The organism is Afipia massiliensis (assembly GCF_014203115.1).
GTDB classification, from domain to species: domain Bacteria; phylum Pseudomonadota; class Alphaproteobacteria; order Rhizobiales; family Xanthobacteraceae; genus Afipia; species Afipia massiliensis.
In genome coordinates this window covers 331,562-350,258 of record NZ_JACHIJ010000004.1, presented here as the reverse complement: position 1 = coordinate 350,258, position 18,697 = coordinate 331,562, and the positions used below count along the sequence as shown (strand labels likewise).

Annotated in this window: 16 protein-coding genes and 1 pseudogene; 15 read left to right on the top strand and 2 right to left on the bottom strand. The window is 60.4% G+C overall.

Annotated features, from left to right (window positions below; genetic code table 11):
- The first annotated feature begins 28 nt into the window (after positions 1–28).
- Both fmdA and HNQ36_RS15480 read left to right on the top strand, forming a co-directional pair.
- Positions 29–1,258, top strand: coding sequence for a formamidase (gene fmdA / locus HNQ36_RS15485; RefSeq protein WP_046827887.1), 1,230 nt, complete (start codon positions 29–31; stop codon positions 1,256–1,258).
- A gap of 88 nt (positions 1,259–1,346) precedes the next feature.
- A complete protein-coding gene (locus HNQ36_RS15480) occupies positions 1,347–1,685 on the top strand; it encodes an FmdB family zinc ribbon protein (RefSeq protein ID WP_184086551.1) in 339 nt (112 codons plus the stop codon).
- Positions 1,686–1,747: 62 nt separating this feature from the next.
- On the opposite strand, the gene HNQ36_RS15475 is transcribed toward HNQ36_RS15480, so the two are convergent.
- A complete protein-coding gene (locus HNQ36_RS15475) occupies positions 1,748–2,545 on the bottom strand; it encodes an enoyl-CoA hydratase/isomerase family protein (RefSeq protein ID WP_184086549.1) in 798 nt (265 codons plus the stop codon).
- 166 nt (positions 2,546–2,711) lie between these two features.
- Here HNQ36_RS15475 and HNQ36_RS15470 point away from each other — a divergent pair, with 166 nt between their 5' ends.
- From HNQ36_RS15470 to HNQ36_RS15430, 9 genes and pseudogenes are all read left to right on the top strand, one after another.
- A complete protein-coding gene (locus tag HNQ36_RS15470; protein ID WP_184086547.1) occupies positions 2,712–3,506 on the top strand; it encodes a crotonase/enoyl-CoA hydratase family protein in 795 nt (264 codons plus the stop codon).
- 90 nt (positions 3,507–3,596) lie between these two features.
- A complete protein-coding gene (locus HNQ36_RS15465) occupies positions 3,597–4,316 on the top strand; it encodes a TetR/AcrR family transcriptional regulator (RefSeq protein WP_184086545.1) in 720 nt (239 codons plus the stop codon).
- An 88-nt stretch (positions 4,317–4,404) separates the two neighbouring features.
- The gene (locus HNQ36_RS15460) at positions 4,405–5,610 is read left to right on the top strand and encodes an ABC transporter substrate-binding protein (RefSeq protein ID WP_184086542.1); all 1,206 of its coding nucleotides are present in this window, start codon (positions 4,405–4,407) and stop codon (positions 5,608–5,610) included.
- A gap of 23 nt (positions 5,611–5,633) precedes the next feature.
- The gene (locus HNQ36_RS15455) at positions 5,634–7,211 is read left to right on the top strand and encodes a class I adenylate-forming enzyme family protein (RefSeq protein WP_184086541.1); all 1,578 of its coding nucleotides are present in this window, start codon (positions 5,634–5,636) and stop codon (positions 7,209–7,211) included.
- Between the two features lie 44 nt (positions 7,212–7,255).
- Complete coding sequence (locus HNQ36_RS15450; RefSeq protein ID WP_184086539.1) at positions 7,256–8,407, top strand: acyl-CoA dehydrogenase family protein; 1,152 nt, start codon at positions 7,256–7,258, stop codon at positions 8,405–8,407.
- Between the two features lie 442 nt (positions 8,408–8,849).
- Positions 8,850–9,234: pseudogene (locus tag HNQ36_RS15445) on the top strand (ABC transporter permease subunit); the annotation flags it as partial.
- A 210-nt stretch (positions 9,235–9,444) separates the two neighbouring features.
- Positions 9,445–10,011: a hypothetical protein gene (locus HNQ36_RS15440; RefSeq protein WP_184086537.1), complete on the top strand. Its 567-nt coding sequence runs from the start codon at positions 9,445–9,447 to the stop codon at positions 10,009–10,011.
- Positions 10,012–10,119: 108 nt separating this feature from the next.
- On the top strand, positions 10,120–10,383 hold the full coding sequence (locus HNQ36_RS15435; protein ID WP_184086535.1) for a hypothetical protein: 264 nt from the start codon (positions 10,120–10,122) through the stop codon (positions 10,381–10,383).
- Between the two features lie 131 nt (positions 10,384–10,514).
- The gene (locus tag HNQ36_RS15430; RefSeq protein WP_246395396.1) at positions 10,515–11,678 is read left to right on the top strand and encodes an ABC transporter substrate-binding protein; all 1,164 of its coding nucleotides are present in this window, start codon (positions 10,515–10,517) and stop codon (positions 11,676–11,678) included.
- Between the two features lie 116 nt (positions 11,679–11,794).
- On the opposite strand, the gene HNQ36_RS15425 is transcribed toward HNQ36_RS15430, so the two are convergent.
- Positions 11,795–12,775, bottom strand: a complete 981-nt coding sequence (locus HNQ36_RS15425) for a tripartite tricarboxylate transporter substrate-binding protein (protein ID WP_184086531.1) — start codon at positions 12,773–12,775, stop codon at positions 11,795–11,797.
- Between the two features lie 455 nt (positions 12,776–13,230).
- Here HNQ36_RS15425 and HNQ36_RS15420 point away from each other — a divergent pair, with 455 nt between their 5' ends.
- The 4 genes from HNQ36_RS15420 to tcuA all read left to right on the top strand — a co-directional run bounded on the left by HNQ36_RS15420 (position 13,231) and on the right by tcuA (position 18,694).
- A complete protein-coding gene (locus tag HNQ36_RS15420; protein ID WP_184087090.1) occupies positions 13,231–15,378 on the top strand; it encodes a TonB-dependent receptor in 2,148 nt (715 codons plus the stop codon).
- 63 nt (positions 15,379–15,441) lie between these two features.
- Positions 15,442–16,137: a sulfite exporter TauE/SafE family protein gene (locus HNQ36_RS15415; RefSeq protein WP_184086529.1), complete on the top strand. Its 696-nt coding sequence runs from the start codon at positions 15,442–15,444 to the stop codon at positions 16,135–16,137.
- 125 nt (positions 16,138–16,262) lie between these two features.
- Positions 16,263–17,024 carry an N-acyl homoserine lactonase family protein gene (locus tag HNQ36_RS15410; RefSeq protein ID WP_430641373.1) on the top strand — a complete coding sequence of 254 codons (762 nt, stop codon included), beginning with the start codon at positions 16,263–16,265 and terminating at the stop codon, positions 17,022–17,024.
- A gap of 179 nt (positions 17,025–17,203) precedes the next feature.
- On the top strand, positions 17,204–18,694 hold the full coding sequence (gene tcuA, locus HNQ36_RS15405; protein WP_184086525.1) for an FAD-dependent tricarballylate dehydrogenase TcuA: 1,491 nt from the start codon (positions 17,204–17,206) through the stop codon (positions 18,692–18,694).
- Positions 18,695–18,697 lie beyond the last annotated feature (3 nt).

Below are 18,697 nucleotides of genomic sequence, written 5' to 3'. Positions count from 1 at the left end.
GACGTTTGTAACCAGGGGAGCATCCTAAATGCCAGATACACTGATCAAGGTCGATCTCAACCAGTCGGCCTACGACAACGACAAGATCCACAATCGCTGGCATCCGGAGATCCCGATGGTGGAATGGGTCAGTCCGGGCGATGATTTCATCATCGAGACCTACGACTGGACCGGCGGCTTCATCAAGAACAACGACTCGGCAGATGACGTTCGCGACATCGACCTGTCGATCGTGCATTTCCTGTCGGGCCCGATCGGCGTCAAGGGCGCGGAGCCCGGCGACCTTCTGGTGGTCGATCTGCTCGATGTCGGACCGATGAAGGAGAGCCTGTGGGGCTTCAACGGCTTCTTCTCCAAACAGAATGGCGGCGGCTTTCTCACCGATCATTTCCCGCTGGCGCAGAAGTCGATCTGGGACTTCAAGGGCATGTACACATCGTCGCGGCACATCCCCGGCGTCAACTTTGCAGGTCTGATTCATCCCGGCCTGATCGGCTGTCTACCCGATCCGAAGATGCTGTCGATGTGGAACGAGCGCGAGACGGCGCTGATCGCGACCAACCCGACCCGGGTGCCGGGTCTTGCCAATCCGCCGTTCGGGCCGACGGCGCATATGGGCCGCATGAAGGGCGACGCTAAGGCGAAGGCTGCGGCTGAAGGTGCGCGCACCGTTCCGCCGCGCGAGCACGGTGGCAACTGCGATATCAAGGATCTGTCGCGCGGTTCGAAGATCTATTTCCCGGTCTACGTCTCAGGTGCGGGTCTCTCGATGGGCGATCTGCATTTCAGCCAGGGCGACGGCGAAATCACCTTCTGCGGCGCCATCGAGATGGCTGGCTGGCTGCACATCAAGGTCGATGTCATCAAGGACGGCATGGCGAAGTACGGCATCAAGAACCCTGTGTTCAAGCCGTCGCCGATGACGCCGAACTACAAGGACTTCCTGATCTTCGAAGGTATCTCGGTCGACGAGGCCGGCAAGCAGCATTATCTCGATGTGACGGTTGCCTATCGTCAGGCCTGTCTCAACGCCATCGAGTATCTCAAGAAGTTCGGGTACTCCGGCGCTCAGGCCTACTCGATCCTCGGAACGGCACCGGTGCAGGGACACATATCGGGTGTCGTGGACGTGCCGAACGCCTGCGCCACGTTGTGGCTGCCGACGGAAATCTTCGACTTCGACATCATGCCGTCGTCGGCGGGTCCGATCAAACACATCAAGGGCGGCATCGACATGCCGCTGTCACAAGACAAGTAGCTCCCGCGCGACGTGGAGGCGGTGCGTAGCTTGCCGCCTCCATCTGTGCGGGTATCGAAACAACAGTACAAACCGAGGGAGACGGGCTGTGCCGGTTTACGAGTATCTTTGCAACGACTGTGGACCATTCACCGATATGCGGCCGATGGCGGAGTTCGAAGAGCCGCAGGACTGCCCGCATTGCGCTGTCCAGGCGCCGCGCGTCATTCTCACCGCGCCGCGCTTCTCGTGCATGCCTGCGGACAAGCGCAAGTCGCATGCGATCAATGAGCGCAGCGCCAACGCGCCGAAAACGCTTGGCGAATACAAAGCCTCGCATCGGCCGGGCTGCGGCTGCTGTTCGACCAAGCCGTCGCGGCTGGTGACGAAGACCCGCAGCGGAGCCAAAAGTTTTCCGACCGCGCGGCCGTGGATGATCAGCCATTAGCATGACCGCGCATATTTCTTCAAGCGATCGCCGTGAGCGCAACGGACTTGCTGACTTCTCAGCTAGAATCCCTTGAAGGTTGCGGGCCGCTTCTCAAGGAATGCCGTTACGCCCTCCACAAAATCGTGGGTAGTCACGCCCGCCAGAAACATGTCGTGTTCGGCAACGAGCTGATCTGCCAACTCCGCAGTCTGTGAACGATGAAGCAGCGCTTTGGCGCGGGCATGAGCTGCGGTTGGCCCCGAGGCAAGTCTTTCGGCCAAAGCCGTGACCTCGGCTGTCAGTGCGTCGCGCGGCACCACGCGATTCACGATGCCTATTGATAGCGCGTAGCTGACGTCGAAACGATCGCCGAGCAGGACAAGTTCGGTCGCCTTCTTCAAGCCGACCGCGCGAGGCAGGAAGTACGTCATGCCGGAATCCGGGCTAATGCCGATGCGGCAAAAGGCCAGCGAGAAGGAAGCATCGTCCGCGGCGATCGCCATGTCGCACGCCGTGACCAGACCGAGCCCGATACCGGCCGCCGCACCGTTTACCGCGGCTATGACAGGTTTGGGCATCCGGCGGATACACAGCATGAGGGCGTGGGTGTGCACCAGGATCTCGGCATAGACACTTCGGCGATCCTCGTCGTTCATCGCCATTGTGGTGCCGAACACCTTCACATCTCCGCCCCCTGAGAAGTTTCGGCCCGCGCCTTCGAGCACGACGCATCGCACCGCGGAATCCAGCTCGGCTTTTCTCGCGTACTGGGCGAGTTGCTTCGCGGTTTCGGCATCGACAGCATTCATGGCATCCGGCCGATTGAGGCGAATAGTCGCTACTCCCCCGGCGACTGAGTATTCTACATTTTCCGCCATGGCTTGTGCCTTTCCCGCCTCGTACGAACGAATTTCGTTCAAATACTACTCTTGAGTTGAGATCATACTTGTGAGTAGGATAGATTGTCCAGAGCAGGCAGCACGACGCTTGCTGTGGCGAAAACGGCAAAAATGCCGTCGCAAAAAGAAACTGGAAGGAAGTCTGATGGGTAAGGAATCCCCCGACGGCGCGATTGCACGCGAGCGCCGAGGCGATATCTTTCTGATCGGGATCAATCGCCCTGCCAAGCGCAATGGCCTGAGCGAGAAGATGATCATCGAGCTCGGTCAGGCATTCGATGAGTTCGAGGGGGATTCGGCGGCGCGTGTGGCGGTATTGCACGCATTCGGAGACCATTTCACCGCGGGTCTTCAGCTCGATCAGCTGGCGGCATGGGTCGAGGCCGGACGTCATCTCGCGCCGGAAGGCTCTGTCGACCCATTCGATCTGCGCGCTCCGCTTCGCACCAAGCCCGTCGTTGCTGCCGTTCAGGGCATTTGTTTCACTGCGGGTATAGAACTGATGCTGGCGGCAGATATTGTTGTATCTGCTGATAATGCCCGGTTTTCGCAGCTTGAGGTCAAGCGTGGAATTATGGCCAATCACGGCGCCACGATCCGGATCGTGGAGCGTGCTGGCTGGGGCAACGCCATGCTGTATCTCCTGACTGGTGATGAGTTTGATGCACAGACAGCGCTGCGTTTCGGTCTCGTGCAGGAGGTCGTGCCTGCGGGCCAGCAGCTCGCGCGCGCCATCGAAATCGCCGAGCGCATTGCGGCGCAGGCGCCGCTGGCAGTGCGTGCGACGATCACGAGCGCGCGTCGCGCTGTTCGTGACGGCGTGGACGCCGCAGCAGCGGAATTTGGTCCGGTTAACCAGCGACTATTGAAGACCGCAGATGCCCAAGAGGGGGTCTTAAGCTTCGTCGAGCGGCGCGTTGCGCAGTTCAAAGGAAGATAGGCGGTTGCTGAATACGTTTGGCGTAAATCTTGTACGTGTCACCTAATAATCGAAATGTTACTGCACGGTAAGCCAGAGAGGCTTTTGACGATGTCCATCCCCGTCTCATCACCCTGGCGGCCCCGCCGCAATCGCGATGCCGAGCGCGAACTGAAGCGTGAGGCTGTGCTGCGTGCAGCCTCGCAGATTTTCAATGAAAAAGGGTTTCAGGCCACAACACTCGATGAGATTGCTGCAAGTCTTCAGGTCAGCAAGCCGACGCTCTACTATTACGTGGAGAGCAAAGACGAGATTTTGTTCGAATGCGTGCGCACCGGTCTGACGATGCTGCAGCAGGCAATTGCGGAGGTCGACGCCAAGGGCGGTCGGGCCATCGACAAGCTGATGGCGGCGATGCGCAAGTATGGCGAGATCGTCACGATGGATTTTGGCATGTGCCTCATCCGCGTCGGCGAAGACCCGTTGCCGAAAGAGAAGCGTGTTCAACTGCGCCGTATGAAGGCGGGGATTGATCATGAATTCCGGCAGTTGATCACAGAGGCGATTGAGGAAGGGTCCATCGCGCCGTGCGATCCGCGGCTTGCGGCTTTCACAGTAGCCGGCGCGTTGAGCTGGATCGGTCGCTGGTACAAGCCCGGCGGTGATCTGCGTCCCGAAGACATCATGACCAGCATGATTCAGCTGCTCACGCAGGGGCTTTTCGTCCGTGAGGCTGCCGCCAGCCCAAAGCCCAAGCGAAGCGGCGGCGTAGCGCGAGAATCGCGGGCGGGAAAAGCTCGCTCGGTCTCCAGGCGCAGCGGATCGAAGTAGGTCGGCGAACAAATCCTCCTCTCGCGACAGTGCGAAAGGGTGTGCAGGACTTTTCCTGAATAAGACCAAAAAGGGTGTGGAGAAAACGATGAGACTTAAGCAAGTAAACGCGGTTCTGATCTCGGCATGGCTGGCACTCGGGCTGGGCTCAGCGCAGGCCAGCGATGTGGTGCGGATCGGCGTACTCACCGATATGGCAGGCCCGCTCTCGGATGCCCAAGGGATGGGATCGGTAGAGGCAGCCAAGATCGCGGTCGAAGAGTTCGGCGGAAAGGTGCTTGGCAAGAAGATCGAAGTGCTGCACGCAGACCATCAGAACAAGGCCGACATCGGCGTGACGACGGCGAAGCGCTGGATCGATACCGCTGATGTCGGGATGATCCTTGATCTTGGCAATTCCGCAGTGGCCATCGGCGTCCAGTCTCTGGTTGAGAAGAACAAGGCGATTTCGATCGCAACGGGCGCCGCGAGCGGCGAATTGACCAACAAGTACTGCAATCCGCACGCGTTTCAGTGGGGCTATGACACCTACCAGTTCGCGAAGGGCTCGACCGGTGCGATGGTGAAGGCTGGTGGCGATAGCTGGTTCTTCATCACGGCTGACTATGCGTTCGGTCACGCCCTGGAGGCGGATTCGAAGAAGACCGTGGAGGCGCTCGGGGGCAAGGTGCTCGGAGCGGTGCGCCACCCGATCAACACGATGGATTTCTCGTCTTATCTGCTTCAGGCAAAGGCTTCCGGAGCCAAGGTGATCGCGGTTGCCAGCGCCGTCGGCGATCTCCAGAACGTCCTGAAGCAAGGAAGCGAATTTCAGATCTTCACGGACAAGCAGAAGGCCAGCGCGATGGCCATGCTGCTGGTGGACGTGCACAGCGTCGGTCTGAAGGCTGCGCAGGGCACGACGCTCAGCTCGATCTACTACTGGGATGCGAACGACGGCTCGCGCGAATTTGCCAAGAAGTTTTCCGCACGTATGGGCCGCCCGCCGAGCGAGACGCATGCGATGAACTACAGCGCGACGCTGCACTATCTCAAGTCAATGGCCGCGGCGAATACGCTGGAAACGGAAGCGGTGATTGCCAAGATGCGCGCAACCCCGGTCAACGACCTGTTCACGAGCAATGCGACCGTTCGTGCTGACGGACGTTTGATGCGGGACATATTTCTCGTGCGCGTGAAGTCGCCTGAGGAATCGTCAAAGCCATGGGACTATTTCAAGGTGCTCGGCGACATCAAGGCCACCGACGCGTTCCGGCCGGTTTCCGAGTCGGTCTGCCCGCTGTTGAAGCCGTAGCAACCTGAGATCGGATGACGGCCATGGCAACCAGCTATTCGCTTGCCGACATCGTTCAACGCAATGCGCTCTCCTCCACAGGAGGAGAGCGTGTCGCGCTGACGAATGAAGGTGCGTCCTTCACCTATCGACAGCTAAATGATCGCTCGCTCAGATTGGCGAATGCGCTTCTGGGACTGGGCGTGCGGAAGGGCGACAGCGTGGCTGTGCTCATGGGAAACAGTCACGAATGGCCGGAAGCGCTGTTCGCGATCTCCTCGATCGGCGCAGTCTGCGTGCCGGTAAATGTCCTGCTTAATGACCGCGAGGTTGAGCATGTCGTGCGTGACAGCGGGGCTATTGCTGTTATTGCCGACAAGGTAGCTGAACGGGCACTGGGGGGCTTGTCGGCGCTTCCCGAACGGCTGATCCGTGTCGGCGATTTCGAAACGCCCGCCGGCGGGACGTGGCACGGATACGAAGATCTTCTGACCCGCGCGGCGGCGAGCGTTCCGGATTATCGGCCTGATCCGTCGGACAAGGTGATGATGTACTATACCTCCGGCACCACAGGTTTGCCGAAGGGGGCCGTGCATTCGCAGGCAGGCGTCTTGTGGAATGCCTATCATCAGATCGGCGATGTCGGACTTTCGCGCGACAATGTTTATCTTCTGATTCCTTCACTGTCCTGGGCTGCGGGATTCCATGACATCATGCTTGCGCTGATGTGGCTTGGCGGCCGCATCGCAATGGTGCCGACGGGAGGGTTGACGATCGACCGTGTGGTGAGCGCGATCGAAAAAGAAGGTGTGACCCATGTCCTCCTTGTGCCGACACTGCTGAAAATGCTTGCGGCGACTCCGGGCGCTTTTGAGCGGCTGCGGCGAACGCGGCTGAAGCGCATTTTCACCGGCGGTGAATTTGTGCCCTCGAGCGTGATCGAGACGGTCAATTCCGAATTGCCGGAATGCCGGGTCATTCCGATCTACGGGATGTCAGAGTTTCCGTTGATGATGACGATCCTGGATGCGGACGACAGCCTTCGTTATCCCGAACGGACAGGCAAGGCGTCGTCGATTGTTACTCTCGCTGTCTGCCGGGCCGATGGAGTCATCGCTGACAGAGGCGAGGGCGAGGTCGTCATCCGATCGCCTGCCAATATGCTCGGCTATCACAATCGTCCCGATGCCACCGCCGAAGCGCAAGCCGACGGCTGGTTCCGGACCGGCGATACTGGCGTTCTCGACGATCAGGGTTTTCTGACGCTGACCGGCCGGGCCAAGGACATGATTATCAGCGGCGGAATGAACATTTACGCGCGCGAGATCGAGGATGTTGTGCATCGGGTCGCGGGCGTTCGGGACGTCGCTGTGGTCGGCGTTCCCGATCCGAAATGGGGTGAGATCCCCGTTGCCATTGTTGTCACCGAAGACGGCGTGCATCCGGAGGCGACGATTCAATCGGCCTGCGAGCAGCAACTCTCGTCCTACAAGCGCCCAAGGATCACGCTGCTGCGCGAGGAACCGCTCCCTCGTACGCCAACCGGGAAAGTGCTTAAGCGACTTCTGCGACCGTGGGCTGAAGAGCAGATGAAGGCGCGACAGGACTCGGTAAAATCCTGAGTCAGATCTCACCAAATGATGAAACGCAGCATTAGAGAAATACCATGAGCAATCTGTTCCCTGCAAAATCCTGGGAAACCGAAGAAATCGCGATGTTTCGCGAGTCGGTCCGTCGGTTCATGAACGATGAGGTGGTTCCGAATGACGAGCGCTGGCGGGCCCAGCGCTTCGTTGATCGCTCGTTCTGGGAGAAAGCCGGTGCTCTCGGTGCGTTGTGCCCGAGCATCTCGGAAGAGTATGGCGGCGGTGGCGGATCATTCGCGCTGGATGCCGTTGTTGCAGAAGAACTGTCATATGCCAACTGCACCAGCGTTGGCCATGCGGTGCACGGAGTTATCTCCGCACACTACATTCAGGCCTACGGCACTGAAGAGCAGAAGCAGCGCTGGTTACCGAAGCTGTGCACCGGTGAATGGATTGCGGCCATCGGCATGACCGAACCGGGAGGCGGATCTGATCTTCAGGCGATCCGCACGACCGCTCGGCGCGAGGGCGAGTATTACATCGTCAACGGCTCAAAGATCTTCATCACAAATGGGTTCATGTGCGATTTGCTCGTGCTTGCCGTCAAAACGGATCCGGGGGCCCGCGCGAAAGGTACAAGCCTGATCGTGGTGGAGACGGCGGATCTTCCGGGCTTCAACCGCGGCCGTAATCTCAAGAAGATCGGTATGCACGGATCGGATACCGCCGAACTCTTCTTCGAGGACATGAAGGTTCCGGTAGTAAACTGTTTGGGCGAGGAAGGCGTTGGTTTCGTCCAGATGATGAAGCAGCTTCCGCAGGAGCGGCTCGCCGTGGCGCTCGCCGCGCAGGCCATGATGGAGAAAGCCATCGAGGTAACGGTCGACTACGTCAAGCAGCGGACAGCCTTCGGGAAACCCCTGCTTGAGTTTCAGAATACACGCTTCAAACTCGCCGAGTGCCTCACGCTGGCCCGCACATCGCGCAGTTTCGTGGACGAGTGTGTCGTGCGCCATCTGAAAGGAGAGCTTTCTGCTTCGGACGCATCGATGGCGAAGTATTGCGCCACGGACAATCAGTGTCGGGTGGTTGACGAATGCCTCCAGCTTCACGGCGGATACGGATTCATGGACGAATTTCCCATCGGACGCATGTATGCGGACGTTCGCATTCAACGCATCTACGGGGGAACCAACGAGATCATGAAAGAGCTTATCGCTCGCACCCTGTAAGAGCGGCTGGATGAACCATGCATCAGGCTGCTGATGTCTTGCCAAAGCTACAGATCTGGCGATTCGCATGGAAGGCCATGCGTCGGTGCCCACTGCCGATTGGCATTTCTTGCTGCAATGGCGTCCGGTATTGACGCAGAGCTAACGTTTCGACGAGGTCAGCTCATGACCCCAAGCGGGCATCACATCTCAATGTCTTGAACGTGCGGCCTCAGCACTGATGCATTGCGCAACATTTCGCGCATGACGCGCCAAATCCGGCGCTCCCACCAACTCGCCGAAGGTGCCGCGCGCCGGCGGCCCGACCACGAACAAGGTCCCGGCGACATGTCCGTCGCGCCTGATGGCGCGGGCCTGCAGATCGACATCGATGCCGAGATTCAGGGGATCGCTGCGGGCGAGACCTGCGTCATTGATTTGCCTGAGAAGAGGATTTGTCCGAAAGCTGTTTCTGGTAGCGCTCGGCGTGTTCTTCCCGATCTATCTGAACACGCTGCACGGCATCAAAACCGTGGATCCGCAATTGATCGAAATGGGCCGCATATAACGGCGAGTTGTTCCGCCGCGTGATCTTTCCCGGCGCGCTGCCGTCGATCTTCGTGGGGCTTCGCTTCGCGCTTGGCATCATGTGGCTGACGCTGATCGTGGCGGAGACCATCGCGGCGTCGTCAGGCCTCGGCTAAATGGCGATGCAGGCGCGCAAATTCATGCTGATCGATGTCGTGGTGCTCAGCATCCTGATTTGCGCGCTGCTCGGAAAGCTCGCCGACTCGCGTGTCCTGGAGCGGTTCACGCTGTCCTGGCACCCCGCATTCCAGAAACATTGAGAGTGAACATGACGCAGGCATTTCGATTCGCCTCGGCCGATACAAAAGCGGTGAACGCCGCCGTCGATCTGATCCGGGAAGCTAAAGTAGCGCGCGATGGAACGCGCGATCCCTCGGCGTCGTGCGTCCGGTCAGAGTTATCATCAGCAGACATATGTGACCCACCCCTGGGTTCTCACTGACGCAAAGGGGACTTGCGTTGCTGTCTTTATGCCGGCGCGCGAACCCCGGCGGGTCGTTGTCACCGCAGAGCAGGCGGCTGCGGTGCAGATCGACGCGAAGCAGACGCTCGATGCGCAACTGATCGGAGGCTGGCTCGCGCTTCAGGGTGGAGTCCGGTTTCCGCTGGGCTGCGACAGCGGCGCGCCGGTTCGTTATTTTGCCGACGGGACCTATGCGGGACCGGGCGCGCGCGGGACGTGGCGATTGCAGGACGGCGAACTGACAGAAGTCGTCACGGAAGTCGATGCGGAAGCAGGCGACGCCTCAGTCAAGATCGGAAAACCTTACAAAGGCAGGATCGTCTGGCAGGGACCGGACACGTTCGTCAGGACATTCGCAGACGGGGCCGACTTGACGTTCTGCCGATGCCCGTCCGCCGAGGCTGCTGCCGTGACCGCCGGGAGGACAAGGAAGTCCAGCGGTGTCTCCGGCGATGCCTCACCGCCGGGAAGGGTAATAGCGATCCCCGCTATCGTTCATGCGTTGAAAACACCTGCACCAAGAAGGAGGCCACGCGTTCCAAGGCTGCCGAACACCTTGTACGCGAACAGATAGCCAGCGCCTGCGAGAAGCAGGAAGGCACTATCGATCCCGCGTCGGTCATCGAGCGCGATCTCAATGGTGACGGCAAGGCGATCTCATTATCCATCACCACGGGATCAAGTGCCCGGCGGCGGGCGCAGCACCTTCTGCGGCATCCAGGCGTGCTCGTTCCAAATCTATGCCCGTCGCGGCGAACTGCTCACGCCGGCCGGCGAGTTTCTCGGCGTCGAAAGTATCACGGTCGACGGCGAGCAGATTCCGACGATCCGCACGGGGGCAAGCCGACGGCGTTGCGGTGAAACGGGCGCGAGTTTCGCTGGCTGCCGCGCGAGCGTCGCTGACGACGTCAGTTTCGACATGCGAAATCGACAGGCTGTCGGATAACGGATTTCGCTGAAGACTTCGTGTTCCATCTGCGTTACCAGAACCAGCCAATGCACGAAGATGCGTTGGTTAGAAAAAATGTGGGAGATGAAATGTTGCGCTTTTGTTTGCGAGTTGTGCCGTTTGCGATAATGGCGACCACGGCAGCGTGGGCCGAAACACCGGTGAAGGTCGGTGTGCTTGCCGATATGTCGGGGCTCTATTCCGATATCGGCGGCCAGGGAGCTGTCGATGCCGTTCGCATGGCAATCGAAGACTTCAAGCCGGCGGCCAATGGATTGAAAGTCGACATCATATCGGCGGATACCCAGAACAAGCCGGATATTGCGACCGGACTGGCACGCAAGTGGTTTGATACTGAAGGTGTCGATGTTCTTGTCGATCTGCCGACAAGTGCGATTTCGCTCGCAGTCGGTTCTCTGGTCAAGGAGAAGAACAAGGTGGCGCTGTTTACTGCGTCGGCCAGTTCTGATCTGTCGGGCAAGGCGTGCACACCCAACACGGTGCATTGGACGTACGACACCTGGGCTCTTTCGCACGGGACCGGCGCTGCGATCACCAAGAACGGCGGCAAGAGCTGGTTTTTCATGGTCGCCGACTATGCCTTCGGACAGGCGCTTGAGCGCGATGCGTCGAGCGTGGTGAAGGCGAATGGCGGCACGGTGCTTGGGTCGGTTCGTCACCCGCTCGACACCAAGGATTTCTCGTCCTTCATCCTGCAGGCCCAGGCGTCGAAAGCCCAGATTATCGGTCTTGCCAACGGCGGCGGCGACACCGTCAACTCGATCAAGACGGCGGCCGAGTTCGGTTTGTTGCAGGGCGGGCAGAAGCTTGCGGGCATGCTGCTCTTCATTTCCGACATTCACACCCTTGGCTTGAAGTCGGCGCAGGGGCTTCTTCTGACCACGGCGTTCTATTGGGACCTCGACGAGAAGACGCGTGCCTTCGGTGAGCGGTTTGCCACACGCAACGGCGGCAAGTATCCGTCGATGACCCAGGCCGGAGCCTATTCGGCGACGCTTGCCTATCTCGCCGCCGTCAAGGCAACCGGCAGCGCAAAGGATGGGGCCGCCGTCGTCAAGGCGATGCGCGACGCCGGGCCGATCAATGATCCGCTGTTTGGCGAAACCACCATCCGGGTAGACGGCCGTGCGGTCCACCGCATGCTGTTGGTCGAAGTCAAAAAGCCGGAAGAGTCCAAGAAGCCGTTTGACTATTACAAGGTGGTCGCCACCATCCCGCCAGCGGAGGCTTTCCGCCCCCTCAACGAAGGTGGCTGCCCGCTCGTCAAGTAGCCGGAAATCGCGGGTCGTTTATCCGCAATTGCCTCATCTCATTGTAGCGGCCGGCAGTCCAGCATCACGCTGGACTGCCGGCCGCTTACGTTTCGTGTGGACTCGTCTCGCTCAGGTCAGTCCAGCTTCACGCCAGCCTCGGTGACGACCTTCTGCCAACGCACGGTTTCTGCAGACACCATCGTGCCGAACGCCGCGCCGGTGACATCCGGAACGTCGGTGCCGTTGCGCTCCCATGCATCCTTGATTGTCGCCGTCTGCATGGCCTTCTGAAGTTCCTTGATCATGCGTTCGACGATCGCCGGCGGCGTTTTCTTCGGTGCGAAGACGCCATACCAGGTGGAGACTTCATATCCCGGCACACCGGCTTCCGCAGCCGTGGGCACATCGGGGAACGCCGGGACCCGTTTTGGCGCCGCGACCGCAAGCGCGCGCAACTGTCCGCCCCTGATTTGCGGTGCGGATGAGCCGAGCCCGTCAAACACGAGCGGTACGTGTCCGGCGACAAGATCAGCCATCGCAGGCCCCGCCCCGCGATAGGGCACGTGAATAATGCGCGTTTTGGTCAGGATCTTGAACAGCTCGCCAGCGAGATGGTGTGTGGTCCCGGCGCCGGCCGAGCCATAGTTCAGTTTGTCGGGATTGGCGCGGAGATAAGTGATGAATTCGGCGAGCGTCTTGGCGGCAACCTTGTCAGGATTGACCACGATGACCTGCGGAGGCCGCGCGATCAGCGCCACCGGCACAAAATCCCGTTCGAGATTGTAGTCGAGATTGGGATAGATCGCCGGAGCGATGGCGTGATGGGCGGCGCCGACGAAGAAGGTATAGCCGTCAGGCGCGGCCTTGGAGGCTTGCGATGCGCCCACGGTGCCGCCCGCACCCGCGCGGTTCTCGATCAGCACGCGCGTTCCGAGCTGCGTGTCGAGCTGGGCGGCAAGCGGTCGCGCGAACGCGTCGGTGCCGCCGCCGGCAGCGAACGGGACGACAAAGGTGATCGGTTTTTCCGGCCATGTTTGAGCCTGGGCCTTGCCGGCCACGGTCAACGAACCGGCCAAAAGAGCGAGTAAAGCGTACCGACTGAATTTCAGAGTCACGTCATGTCCTCCCGGGATATTTGTTTGCGTCACCTTGTGGCGGCGCTTTTCTTTGCCGGATGTTTCCGGATCGCTGATTGAGCGGATGCATCATCATGTAAGGCGCTGTTTCCGGCAACCGGGTATTTAGTCGTTCCCGTCTCCCCCAAGCCGTCGGATGGACGTCGTTTTAATGCGGGTGCCGCCGTCGGATACTCGCTTGTATGATGAATCATTGACATCATCATACTGTGCGTGCCAGCGTGCCCTGCCGGTTCAGATCGACGTGCGGGGGCATTTCAATTCAACGGTTTGGTTCAAGGGGTCGCAAGGTGGCAGAAAATTGCCGTCGCTTGCGATCGCCCGCGCATAGCTTTCGCCGAACATCGGTCGCGATCGGGATCGCGGTTGCAGGATTGATCGTCGCGCCGCAGGACGCGGTTGCGCAAAGCACCGATACGCCAGCCGCAGCATCACTGCCTGCTGTCGACGTGGTGACGCCCCGCGTTCAACACGCGCGTCGAACGGCATCGCATCCAGTAACCGCACCCACGAGCACTGACGCAAGTCAGGATGCCGGGCAGGCGCCGGTCGCGTCCGCCAGCGAGCAGAATTTTACCGGTGAAGAGGTCAACGCGCGGCCGTTTTCGCGGCCCGCCGAGGCACTCGAAGTCGTGCCCGGTCTCATGGTTACGCAGCACAGCGGCGAGGGCAAAGCCAACCAGTACTTTCTGCGCGGCTTCAATCTGGATCACGGAACGGATCTGGCGATCTCGGTCGACGGCATGCCGGTCAACATGCGCACCCACGGCCACGGACAGGGCTATGCCGATCTGAACTTCCTGATCCCGGAACTGATCGGGTCGGTCAATGTGCGCAAGGGACCGTATTTCGCCGATGAGGGCGACTTTTCGTCGGTCGGTTCGGTGCATGTCGGACTGATCGATACCGTTCAAAAATCGATGGCGCTGGCGACCGTCGGCAGCTTCGGCTATCGCCGCGCGCTCGGGATCACCTCGACCAAGGCGGGCGAAGGCAACCTGCTGATCGCCGGAGAGGCCAATACCTACAACGGGCCGTGGGATAATCCCGACAAGCTGCGCAAGCTGAATGCGGTGGTTCGTTATACGGAAGGAACGCTGGCTAACGGATTTTCGCTGACCGGGATGGCTTATTCCAATCGCTGGAATTCGACCGACCAGATACCGCTCCGCGCCATCACATCGGGGCTTGTCGGCCGTTACGGGGCGCTCGATCCGACCGACGGCGGCAACTCCGATCGCTTCTCGCTGTCCGGACGATGGGCGCAGACCGACAGGGACGGGTCGTCGAAGATCAATTTCTATGCGATCAAAAGCTCGCTCGATCTCTATAACAACTTCACTTTCTTTCTGGACAATCCAACTCTCGGCGATCAGTTTCATCAGCGCGACGATCGCGTTCTGGCCGGCGTGAATGCCTCGCACACCTTCAATCACGCGGTCGCCGGTCTGCCGATGCAGACCGAAGTCGGCATCCAGAGCCGCTATGACGACATCAAGGTCGGACTGTCGAAAGCCTATCGGCGGCAATTTCTGGGAGGTACCAGAAGCGACAAGGTGAAGGAGGGCAGCGTCGGGCTCTTCATTCAGAATACCGTTTACTGGACCGACTGGATGCGCACCACGCTCGGCTATCGAGGCGACTTCTACACCACGAATGTCAATTCGCTGCTGAGACCGGTAAATTCCGGCAACGCCAACGCGTCGATCGGCAGTCCCAAACTGAGCGTTGTGTTCGGGCCGTTCGCGAAAACCGAACTGTTCCTTAACGCGGGTGAAGGCTTTCACAGCAACGATGCGCGCGGCGTCACGATCAAGGAGTCGCCGTCCGACGGCTTGCCTGTTGATTCGTCGCCGTTTCTGGTGAAGACGCGCGGCGCCGAAGTCGGCGTCCGGACCCGGTTCATTCCGGGCCTCGATAGTTCGCTCAGCCTGTTCATGTTCGATTCCGCGTCGGAGATTCTGTTCGTCGGCGATGCGGGCGACACCGAAGCGAGCCGCCCGAGCCGCCGCTACGGCGTCGAATGGACCAATCACTACAGGCCGGTGTCATGGTTGCAGATCGACGGCGATCTTGCCGTCACCCATGCGCGGTTCCGCGGCGGCAACTCGGCGCAGGCAGCGGCGTATGCCGAACTGGCGGGTTATCCGGAGGCCCAGATCGGCAACGCGCCGGGCAATTATATTCCCGGTGCGCCGAACATGATTGCCTCTGCGGGGATCAGGCTTGGCGAAAAGACCGGCTGGTTCGGCGCGCTGCGCTATCGCTATTTCGGGCTGCGCCCGCTGACTGAAGACGGTGCCTTCGTGTCGCCGGCGACGGGTCTTCTCAACGGACAGGTCGGTTACCGGTTCGACAACGGCTGGCGCATCCAGCTCGATGCCTACAATCTGACCGACAGCAAGTCCGACCAGATCACCTATGCCTACGGATCGCTGCTGAAGACTGATCCCTTGTACGCGCAATGCAGGTTCGGTGCGCCACCGCCGCCAGCGGCGGTCTGCCAGACCGGCGTGATGGATCGCGTCCTTCATCCCGTCGAGCCGTTCGCTGTTCGGCTCACGGTGGCGGGTCAATTCTGACAAAGTGCTTTGCAGCGGGCCGGTATCGGCTATGGTCGCCCGTCACATGAGATCGTCACACGAATGTTCGGAATTCTAGGCCTCGGCTTTCTTATCGGAATGCAACACGCCCTCGAGGCCGACCACGTCGCAGCAGTGTCCAGCATCGCGGCCCGGCGATCGAGCGTCCGAGACATCGTCAAGCACGGGCTGACCTGGGGACTGGGTCACACCATCACATTGTTCATTTTTGCCGGCGCTGCGATCCTTCTTGGTCATACGATCCCAGAACATCTGGCGGGTCCGCTGGAAACGGCCGTCGGCATCATGCTGGTCGGGCTCGGCGCGCACGTGCTGTGGCGGCTATGGCGCGACCGCGCGCATTTTCATCAGCACCGCCACGCCGATGGCACCGCGCATCTTCATCTTCACAGTCATGGTGCGGACGCTGTTCCGCACCAGCGCAGCGGTCATGACCATCAGCACGGTTTCCGCTGGCGGTCCTTACTGGTCGGGTTGATGCACGGCATGGCGGGCTCGGCCGCGCTGCTGGTGCTGGTTGTTTCGCAGTTCGAAAATCCGCTGCATGGTTTGTTTTACATTCTGCTGTTCGGAATAGGCTCGATGCTCGGGATGGGCGCGCTGTCGACCGTGATCGCGGTGCCGCTGGCTGTTTCCGCAAGGTCGCTGACATGGGCCAATCGCGGGCTTCAGGCGGTGGTCGGCGTTGTCACCATCGGGATCGGTGCGATGACGCTCTATTCCACGGCGCTGGCGTAAGGCAGACCATTCCCTCGCGCGGCTTGTCGTGATGGCGGGCGATGTGCAGAGTGTCGGCAAAACGACAGCCGACGAGGAACGCCTTGGCCCATCACAGCGAGATCTACGCCATCCGTTACGCCACGATGACGGGACGTCAGCCGCATCAGAACTATCTCACTCCGGATGTTCACAACGAAGGCAGCGATCTCGATTATTTCGTCTGGCTGATCCGCGGCAGGGACGGCGACATTCTTGTCGATACCGGCTTCAACGAAGTCGCGGCGCGTGAGCGGTCACGGAGCCTGACCATCAATCCCGCCGAAGCGCTGGAGCAGTTCGGTGTCCGGCCCGACAGCATTCGCGACGTCGTCATCACGCATCTGCACTACGACCATGCGGGCAATCTCGATCGTTTTCCCAATGCGCGGTTTCATTTGCAGGATCGCGAGATGAGTTTCGCGACCGGCCGCTGCATGTGCCACGGGCTGTTGCGCCATCCGTTCTCGGCGGAGGATGTCACGCTGATGGTGCGCCATGTGTTCAGCGACCGCGTCGTGTTTCACGACGGTGACAACGAGATCGCGCCGGGTGTGACGCTGCATCATGTCGGCGGACATTCGGACGGCTTGCAGGTGGTGCGCGTCGAGACCGAACGCGGGCCTGTGGTGCTGGCCTCCGACGCCGCGCACTATTATGGCAACATGCATCGCAGCAATCCGTTTCCGATCGTCTACAACCTCGGCGACATGCTGGAGGGCTGGAAGATCGTCGAGCGTCTTGCCGGTCATCCCGATCGCGTGATCCCTGGTCACGATCCGATGGTGCGTGAGCTTTATCCGCAGGTGAGCGGGAAAGCTGACGCCGTCGCGCTGCACAAAAATCCGAAACGGTCATTCGCGAAATAAGCTTCGGCATGCGGAGTGCTTGAACTCATCCGCGAAAGCGGTGTAAGGAATTTTCGCGTACGCAAATAATAGAATGATGTTCTGTCTAATAGAACATCACGAAGCGATCAGCGAAAGCTGCATTTCAACTTATTCCGGACGGCAATTGCCGCATCCAGCGTGCGGTGACGAGGATGACCATGAGCGAATACGACGTTGTTGTTGTGGGGGCGGGAAACGCCGCGATGTGCGCGGCGCTCGCCGCGCGTGAGCATGGCGTCAGCGTCGCGGTGCTTGAATGCGCGCCGGAAGGCGAGCATGGCGGCAATTCGAGCTTCACGGCCGGGGCGATGCGCGTCGCCTACAACACCGTCGAAGACCTCTATGCGCTGATGCCGGATCTGTCCGACAGCGAAAAGGAAAGCACCGACTTCGGCACCTACAGCGAAGACCAGTTCTTCGACGACATGGCGCGGGTGACGCAGAACCGGACCCATCCCGACATGGTCGAACTGCTGGTGCGCCGCAGCCATGCCACCATGAACTGGATGCGCACCAAGGGCGTGCGCTTCGTCCCGATCTATGGGCGTCAGGCGTTCAAGGTCGATGGCAAGTTCAAGTTCTGGGGCGGCTTGACCGTCGAGGCCTGGGGCGGCGGCCCGGGGTTGGTCGAGGCCTTGCACAAGTCGGCGGCGCGCGAAGGCATCGACGTGATGTTCGAGACGCGCGCGCTGTCGCTGATCGCCGACGATGACGGCGTGCAAGGCGTTCGCGTGAAGCAGAACGGCAAGACCCGCGACATCCGCGCCAAGACGGTGATCCTCGCCAGCGGCGGCTTTCAGGCCAATGCCGAATGGCGCACACGCTATCTCGGCCCGTCATGGGATCTCGCCAAGGTGCGCGGCTCGCGGTTCAACACCGGCAGCGGCATTCAAATGGCGCTCGACATCGGTGCACGGCCGACGGGCAACTGGTCGGGCTGTCACGCCGTCGGCTGGGACCGCAATGCGCCGGAACACGGCGACCTCGCGGTCGGCGACGGGTTCCAGAAGCACTCCTATCCGTTCGGCATCATGGTCAATGCGACGGGCGAACGCTTCGTCGACGAGGGTGCGGATTTCCGCAATTACACCTACGCCAAATACGGCCGTGTGATCCTGAACCAGCCCGGACAGTTTGCCTGGCAGATCTTCGATCAGAAGGTCGCGCATCTGTTGCGCGACGAGTACCGCATCCGGCAGGTCACGAAAGTTCAGGCCGATACGCTGGAAGAGTTGTCGAAGAAGCTCGACGACGTCGATCCGGCAGGCTTCATGCGCACCGTGACCGACTGGAACAACGCCGTGAAGACGGATGTGCCGTTCAATCCGAACGTCAAGGATGGTCGCGGCACCAACGGACTTGCTGTGCCGAAAAGCAACTGGGCCAACACGCTCGACAAGCCGCCCTATCTCGCTTTCGCGGTCACCTGCGGCATCACCTTCACCTTCGGCGGATTGAAGATCACGCAGGCTGGTGAAGTCGTCAGCCTCGATGAGGCGCCGATTTCGAATCTTTACGCCGCCGGCGAACTGGTCGGCGGGCTGTTCTATTTCAACTATCCCGGCGGCACCGGACTGATGGCGGGTGCGGTGTTCGGGCGCATCGCGGGGGATTCCGCCGGCGCACAGGTCAAGGCTGCAAGAAAATAGAAA